The 8,376-nt window shown below is 34.5% G+C and carries 7 protein-coding genes; 1 reads left to right on the plus strand and 6 read right to left on the minus strand.

Annotation, left to right across the window (positions count from 1 at the left end; translation table 11 throughout):
- The 6 genes from VLC96_RS16730 to VLC96_RS16755 form a co-directional block, all read right to left on the minus strand.
- Positions 1-1,061, minus strand: a 1,061-nt coding sequence (locus tag VLC96_RS16730; protein WP_325264755.1) for a DegT/DnrJ/EryC1/StrS family aminotransferase, incomplete at its 3' end; no start/stop codon positions are given.
- 157 nt (positions 1,062-1,218) lie between these two features.
- Positions 1,219-2,121, minus strand: coding sequence for an N-acetylmuramoyl-L-alanine amidase (locus tag VLC96_RS16735; RefSeq protein ID WP_325264757.1), 903 nt, complete (start codon positions 2,119-2,121; stop codon positions 1,219-1,221).
- A gap of 27 nt (positions 2,122-2,148) precedes the next feature.
- Positions 2,149-2,616 (minus strand): hypothetical protein, encoded by a 468-nt coding sequence (locus VLC96_RS16740; RefSeq protein WP_325264758.1) that lies wholly within the window; start codon positions 2,614-2,616, stop codon positions 2,149-2,151.
- Positions 2,617-2,641: 25 nt separating this feature from the next.
- Complete coding sequence (gene rimO / locus VLC96_RS16745) at positions 2,642-3,955, minus strand: 30S ribosomal protein S12 methylthiotransferase RimO (protein WP_325264760.1); 1,314 nt, start codon at positions 3,953-3,955, stop codon at positions 2,642-2,644.
- Positions 3,956-4,138: 183 nt separating this feature from the next.
- Positions 4,139-5,641 (minus strand): OmpP1/FadL family transporter, encoded by a 1,503-nt coding sequence (locus tag VLC96_RS16750; RefSeq protein ID WP_325264761.1) that lies wholly within the window; start codon positions 5,639-5,641, stop codon positions 4,139-4,141.
- 44 nt (positions 5,642-5,685) lie between these two features.
- On the minus strand, positions 5,686-6,657 hold the full coding sequence (locus tag VLC96_RS16755; protein WP_325264762.1) for a hypothetical protein: 972 nt from the start codon (positions 6,655-6,657) through the stop codon (positions 5,686-5,688).
- Positions 6,658-6,758: 101 nt separating this feature from the next.
- Between VLC96_RS16755 and proS the strand changes: the two genes are divergently transcribed.
- Positions 6,759-8,237: a proline--tRNA ligase gene (proS, locus tag VLC96_RS16760; protein WP_325264764.1), complete on the plus strand. Its 1,479-nt coding sequence runs from the start codon at positions 6,759-6,761 to the stop codon at positions 8,235-8,237.
- The last annotated feature ends 139 nt before the right edge of the window (positions 8,238-8,376 follow it).

Raw genomic sequence — 8,376 nt, forward strand, 5'->3', positions numbered from 1 at the left:
CCGGTTTCAAATAATGTTTCAGCGACTTTATTTCCATAAAATGGATAGTCTTTATATAAAGGTTGAAGATGCATAGGCTTCCATAAAGGCCTGCATTCTATATTTGAATCCAACAAAGTCAACCGAATGGTTTCTTTATCAATTCCGTTTTTGGTTTCCGAGGGATTTACAAGTATAGAGGTAAGCCAGTAATTAGGATAATAATCTGGATCTGTTGTTGAAAAAACGGTGATCCCAGAAATATTTTCAAAAAGCGATACATAAAAATCGTGCATAGCTCTTCGTAAAGCAATATGTTTATCGAGAACTTCCATTTGACCACGCCCGATGCCAGCACAAACATTGCTCATTTGATAATTGTAGCCTAATATGCTGTGTTCGTAATGAGGAGCTTCGTCCTTAGCCTGTGACGCAAGAAATTGTACTTTTTTCTTTAATTGATGGCTGGAAGTAATTATAGCTCCGCCTCCAGAAGTTGTTATAATTTTATTTCCGTTAAAAGAAAAAACGCTGATATCTCCAAATGTGCCACATTTTTGCCCTTTATAACTGCTTCCCAAGGCTTCGGCGCTGTCTTCCAGAATTGGAATACTGTATTTGTTGGCTATAGCCTTAATTTCATCTATTTTATAAGGCACTCCATATAAATGTACTGTAATTATTGCCTTTGGGATCTGACCTTTAGAGATGGTATCAACTATAGCATTTTCCAAAGCGACCGGACACAGATTCCAAGTTTCGGGTTCACTATCAATAAAAACAGGAGTGGCTCTTAAGTAGAGTATTGGATTAGCCGATGCGGTAAACGTTAATGATTGACAAATGACCACATCTCCGGGTTTTACATCCAAAAGAATTAAGCCTAAATGAATGGCTGCCGTAGCAGAGCTTAAAGCGGTTGCAAAAAGACCTTTTGCTAAATATTTTTCTAATTGATGTTCAAATTCGGTAACGTTTGACCCAAAAGGAGCTATCCAATTTGAATCAAAAGCATCGTGTATATAGTTTATTTCAGTGCCCCCCATATGTGGTGAGGATAACCATATTTTTGGTTTGATCATTGTCTAGGATGTTGCTTATTCATTGTTAATTTGAATGAGCTATTTGTGTTTAAATATAGGTAAAAAATACTTTTATGGAAAAGCTTTTATATTAGCAATTGAAAATAAAAAGCGCTTCTTAGAATGACTAAAAAGCGCTTTTTAAAATATAGAATTTCTATTTTTTTGAAACTGAATAGATTGTGCTAATGGTTTTTTCGTCCAAAATATCATTCACCTCAGTTTGGATATAATGAAGTTTGAAAGCCATAATTGCTGAAGATAAATTTTTGGTATTATAGCCAATTATTTGTAAACCTTGTTCAGCATTAAACTCTGGTGGGGGACAAGGAAGTGGATCGTCTGGCCAAACTCCGAAGCCATTCATGGCTAACAATTTCCAAGGAAATAGAGCGCTTGGGTCTCTTTTTCTGCTTGGAGCAATATCCGCATGTCCAATAATATTTTGGGTAGGGATATTGTATTCTTTTTTTAGTTTGGTCAAAAGTGCCAATAGTGAATTAATCTGTAGGTCGGAAAAAGGTTCTGATCCATTATTATCTAGTTCTATTCCTAGTGAGCTAGAGTTTAAGTCGGTATCTTTTCCCCATGAACCATTTCCAGCATGCCAGGCTCTTAAATAATCATTGAGCATATGAATCACTTTTCCGTCTCTTCCAATCACATAATGCGCGCTGACGTTAGTTGCTTTTAAAGTGAAAGTTTTCAAAGTTTGCTGTACAGAATCCTGCGCTGTATGATGGAGAATAATAAAATTTGGCTTTCTCAAATTGAAATTAACAGTACCAACCCATTCTGAAACAATACCGTTTTGTAAAACCTTATTATCGATTTTAGAAAGAGTATCTTTATAATTAAGTAATTGATTGTTATATCGATATGCGATACTATCAATTACTACATAAGGTTCGCTTTTTAAAGGAACAGCTTCTTTTTCGGCAATGGTTTCTTTTAAGGATTTTACTTGGTCATTATAAACCTTTTCACTTGATTTATGAGGGTTTGTACCACAGGAAAATGCAAAAATAATAAGAATGATATAGTAAAAATTCTTTTTCATAGTTGGTTTTCAAAATGTTTAAAAATCTTAGTGTTTTCTAGCTTCCATTTTGCTATTTCTTTCATCAATCAAGATTTTGAATTTCTCCTTTTGATCTTTATTTAAAATTTGCTTTATTTCCATTTCTGTCATGTCAGTCAGAATCTTATATTCTTCTTTTTTTTCATCGTCACTAATTTCCTTTTTCATCAGGATTTCTTCTTTTTTTAGTGATTTTACGTAAATATTGTTTACAACAACTTCTTGTAGAGCATCCAAATTAAGTTCCTTTTTGTAAAAAGCTACTATTTTAGCAGCAGTTTCCTCTACAGGAATAACTTTAGGTTTAATTTGTTGATTATCGCCTGCCTGTGGTATTTGATTAGATCTTCCGTATCCATTTCCGTAACCGCCACCATATCCACCTCCGTAACCATTATTGTAATATTGAGCTGAAATAGTGTTGGCTGATAAAACTAAAAATGCAACTAACAGTACTGTTTTAATTGTTTTCATAAAATACAATCTTGAAATTAAAAATCTAAACTGGTTCTCCGTATAAATCAAATTCTGTTGCTTCAATAATTTTAATCATGGCAAAATCACCAGTTTTTACATAGTGTTTTGTTGCGTCAATTAAAACTTCATTGTCTACGTCTGGGCTGTCAAATTCAGTTCTACCTACAAAATGACCACCTTCTTTTCTGTCAATAATACATTTAAAAGTTTTCCCCACTTTCTCTTGATTCAAATCCCATGAGATTTGAGATTGTAATTCCATAATTTCGTTGGCGCGATTTTGTTTTACATCGGCAGGAACATCATCTTCAAGTAAGTAAGCATGTGTGTTTTCTTCATGAGAATAGGCAAAACAGCCCATTCTGTCAAATTTCATTTCCTGAACAAAGTCTTTCAAAGTATTAAAATCTTCTTCAGTTTCTCCAGGATAACCTACAATCAAAGTAGTCCTGATAGCCATGCCTGGAACCGCAGCTCTAAAATCTTTTAATAATTGTGTAGTTTTTTCTTGAGTTGTCCCGCGACGCATTGATTTCAAAACTGAATCAGCGATGTGTTGCAACGGAATATCAATATAATTACAAATCTTAGGTTCGCGTTTCATGATGTCAAGAACGTCCATTGGGAAACCAGTAGGGAAGGCGTAATGCAAACGAATCCATTCTATTCCTTCTACTTTTACCAAAGCTTCCAATAATTCGCCAAGTGCTCTTTTTTTGTATAAATCAAGGCCATAATAGGTCAAGTCCTGAGCAATCAAAATTAATTCTTTTACACCATCTCTTGCTAAACCTTCAGCTTCTTTAACTAATTTTTCGATAGTTTGAGAAACGTTTTTCCCTCTCATTAAAGGAATAGCACAAAAACTACATGGTCTGTCGCAACCTTCAGAAATTTTTAAATAAGCGTAATTTTTTGGAGTTGTTGTCAAACGTTCTCCAAGTAATTCATGTTTATAATCAGCTCCCAAAGCTTTTAATAAAGAAGGCAATTCTGTTGTTCCAAAATATTGGTCTACATTCGGAATTTCTTTTTCTAAATCAGGTCTGTATCTTTCAGATAAACATCCGGTTACAAAGACTTTGTCAACAAGTCCACGCTCTTTTTTATCAGCATATTCCAAAATCATGTTTACCGATTCTGCTTTGGCATTATCAATAAAACCACAAGTATTTATCACGATAATATTTCCTTCATCTTCGGCTTTGGCTTCATGAGTCACATCTTTTCCGCTCGCGCGAAGTTGTCCCATCAACACTTCACTATCATATACATTTTTGGAACACCCTAGCGTGATCACATTTATTTTGTTCTTTTTTAAAGACTTCGTTCTCATAATATTATTATTCCTTATAATTTAGGAATCCGCAAAATTACAATTTTTTGTGGAAACCCTGCTTCTTTCGTTTCAAAATTAGGTCTTGGCTAATAATGGCGTGGAGTTGATTTGACAATTTATTAAAAGAAAAGCTGCCAGTTATGACAGCTTCCTTGTTAAGTATTAATTATTGTTTGATGACTACATTTCAAATGTAAAAGTCATTGTGTAATTGTTTTTGTACGAATTGATTCGTGCAGCTTGTGTAAACCCTTGAGAGAAAAATTGTTCTTGTGAAGAGCTATTAACATGAACATATGAAAAGTCAAGTTTAATAAATCCTAGATTATAGCCAAGCCCTCCTGAGAAACTGTTTAAATCACCAATGGTTGTACCATTTTTATATGGACTTCCTTCAAAACGGTAGCCACCTCTCAGTTTTAAATTTTGTATTCTGTATTCGCCACCAACTCTTATTTCATTTGAACTACCCAATGTGTTTTCCAATACTCTGTTCAAATCTCTGAAATATTGATCATTTTCAGGACCATATTCCGTTTGGCTGTAATTTTTGTATTTGTAATCAATACTAAGCAATCCTGATTTTCCAAAAACATAAGCAAAACTTGCAGTTAAGCTGCTTGGAGTTTGCAGGTCATATGGAGCGTAATAATTGATAACTAAAGGATCTACTACATCTGGAGGAAGTGTGTTTGAATTGTTGTTTCTTATAGAAGAAAGTCTTTGCGAAAATTCATCTCTCAAATTATACCATGTTGGAGATTCATATGCAAAACCCAAACGAATTTGATCTGTTAATTTTGCAATTGTTCCAATTTGAAATGAAAATCCTGAGCCATAAGTATGTAAAGTATTAGAAAAGCTTAAGCTTTGAACTTCATAATTTATCCCTGGATTATTATTGTTGAATTCATAAAAATTGGAATTCTGTACATAATCAGTAAAATGCGAATTTAAATTAAGTCCAAAAAACAAGTTGTCAACCTGAAATGCACCATTGAATATCAACTTTCCATTATGACCATCTGAATAAACACTATTTTCTTGGTAATAATTTCCTCCTTGTCTAACATTAGATGTATATAAAGTATTGCTGTCTGTCTCAGAAACAGGGTTAATGACATAGCCATGATATCCCAAATAAGCTTGTTGTGCACCATGATCTAAGTCGGCATAATTGTTGTTTTGCAACAAGCCCAAAGGCACACCAGTTGCATAACTAATAAAATATTCATCTACAGAATGAATTGGGCTTACACCTGCAGAAAATGTAGAATTCTCATAATTATTACTATTCTCATAATTGATAGACATTGAAAATTTTTTCAAATGACTATTAGGATCCTGGGTTTTAAAAACAAAGACTCCACCTGCTTGATTTAGGTCAAAGTTATTCTCGCTAGTAGAAGTAGAGGAATCAAAATAATTGGAGTTGTTTTTAATATCATAAAATCCCATGGTAGTGGAAAACTGATTATTATTAAAAACGGATGATCCCGCAGGATTCACATTTATAGAAGATAAATCTCCTCCGAGTGCTCCAAAAGCACCGCTCATTGCTGTAAAACGAGCGGTTCCTTGTAGATCACTTTTAGTATAACGTACTGCGTCTTTTATTTCTTGAGAATATGTTGTAGAAAATGTTAGTCCTACTGTTAAAAACAACAAGAGGTTCTTTTTCATTGGGGGTGAGTTTAAGGTTAATAAATTTTCTTAATTAGAATTTGTTATCTTCTTCCGCCACCGCCAGACATTCTTGCACCGCCACCAGACATTCTTGCGCCACCGCTAGACATACTACTGCTGCTACCTCTGTACGAGTTGTTGCTTGGAGTATAGTTACTTGATCTTTGATAGCTTTGGCTAGAACTATTGCTGCTTCTGTTTTGAGTGTAATTACTACTGCTATTTCTATATTGGCTTTGTGTATAGCTTCTAGATGAATTATTAGTAGAATAACTATTTCTATTTGTAAAAGTCGGAGCTTGTTTATTTACAATATTATTAGCACTATTTCTATTGAAAGTATTGTTGTTGTAAATACTGTTTCTGTTAGAGATGCTGTTTCTATTGTAAGCAGTAACACTATTTCTGTTATAAGGTGTAACTCTATTGTAGTTTCCACCATACGAAGATCCTCTGCGGCTATAGTTATAAGCGTATGGAGTAGCTATTGGATGACCGTGTCCTATGTGGCCATATCCAGGGTATCCATAAATTGGATAACCATAAATTGGATAACCCCAATAAGGAGGGTAATAACCCCAACCATAATATGGGTATCCCCATCCATAGCCATAATATGGGTACCCCCATCCATAACCGAAATACCAAGAAGTATCTGGATATACAGTTACTGTTGTTTGTTCAGGAGCACTACCCCATGAAGCGTATCCTGTAGATGGTCTTTGTATAGAATCGTTTCCGGTATCGTAATTGCTGCCATAGCTATTTACGTCAGTAAATATCTCGTCAGAGTCTGTACTTTGTAAGGACTTGAAATATTGCTGATATTGAACCGAGGATGATGTTGCTTGATTATCTTTTACAACAACTTTCTCACCATTTGTGTTATATACGCCGTCATTATCATAATAGGAGCTGTTTTGATAAGAACCACAAGAGGTTAATATCAAACTCAAAAATCCGATTAAGAAATAAAGGGATGTTTTTCGAGTAATTAATGTGTTTGTTTTCATTTCGGCAGATTATTTTATTGTTGGACAATACAAAATTAGTTAGTTTTGCGTAATTAATTAGTTAAAATTTAAGAAACAAATATTATGCCAAATTATTCAATATGAGCAAGAACCTAACAACAAGAGCAGAAGATTATTCAAAATGGTACAATGAGTTGGTGGTGAAGGCCGATTTAGCTGAAAATTCAGGGGTTAGAGGATGTATGGTTATAAAGCCATATGGTTATGCGATATGGGAAAAAATGCAAGCAGAACTCGATAGAATGTTTAAGGAAACAGGACATCAAAATGCTTATTTTCCTTTGTTTGTTCCCAAAAGTATGTTTGAAGCTGAAGAGAAAAATGCAGAAGGATTCGCAAAAGAATGTGCTATTGTAACACATTATAGATTAAAAAATGACCCTGATAAAGCAGGAAAATTAATGGTTGATCCAAACGCGAAACTAGAAGAAGAGCTTATTGTTCGTCCAACTAGTGAAGCTATTATTTGGTCTACATATAAAGGTTGGGTACAATCATATAGAGATTTACCTTTATTGATAAACCAATGGGCAAATGTTGTGCGTTGGGAAATGAGAACCCGATTATTCCTTAGAACTGCTGAATTTTTATGGCAAGAAGGGCATACAGCTCACGCAACGAGAAAAGAGGCAATTGAAGAATCAGAGAAAATGATGAACGTTTATGCTGATTTTGCTGAAAATTTCATGGCAATTCCAGTTATAAAAGGATTGAAAACCGAAACAGAGCGTTTTGCAGGAGCTGAAGAAACGTATTGTATTGAAGCATTAATGCAGGATGGTAAGGCATTGCAAGCAGGAACATCACACTTTTTAGGCCAGAATTTTGCTAAAGCCTTTGATGTAAAGTTTGCAAATGCAGAAGGTAAGCAAGAACACGTTTGGGGAACTTCTTGGGGAGTTTCTACAAGATTGATGGGAGCTTTAGTTATGACTCATTCGGATGATCAAGGGTTAGTGTTACCTCCAAATTTAGCTCCGATACAAGTTGTTGTTGTTCCTATATATAAGAGTGATGAACAATTAGAAGCTATTTCAAAGGAAGTAGAGGTTTTGGTAAAAGCTTTAAGAAAGTTAAATATTACTGTAAAGTTTGATGACAGAACAACTCAGAAACCTGGGTTTAAATTCGCTGAATGGGAATTAAAAGGAGTTCCAGTTCGAATTGCTGTAGGTCCAAAAGATTTAGAAAACGGAACTTTTGAAGTTGCAAGAAGAGATACTTTGACAAAAGAAGTAGTTTCTAAAGCCGAAATCACAAATTATATTGGAGATTTATTGGAGCAAATTCAAAATGATTTATTCGAAAAAGCATTAAATTATAGAAATACGCATATCACTGAAGTAAATAGTTTTGATGAATTTAAGACAGTTCTTGATAGTGAAGGTGGCTTTGTTTCAGCACATTGGGATGGAACTGCAGCTACTGAAGAGAAGATCAAGGAATTGACAAAAGCAACGATAAGATGTATTCCCTTGGATAGGGTAGAACAGGCGGGAAGCTGTGTGTTTACTGGGAATCCTTCGATTGGAAGAGTGCTTTTTGCTAAGGCTTATTAAAAAAATAAAAAAAAATGAGCTTAGCTATTGCGCAAATAGAAAATAGTTGTATTTTTGCATCCGCATTACAGAAGTAGTGCTGTTGCAAAACAACGGTCCGTTCGTCTATCGGTTAGGACGCCAGGTTTTCATCCTGGTA

It is taken from the genome of Flavobacterium sp. (assembly GCF_035456085.1).
Classification (GTDB): domain Bacteria; phylum Bacteroidota; class Bacteroidia; order Flavobacteriales; family Flavobacteriaceae; genus Flavobacterium.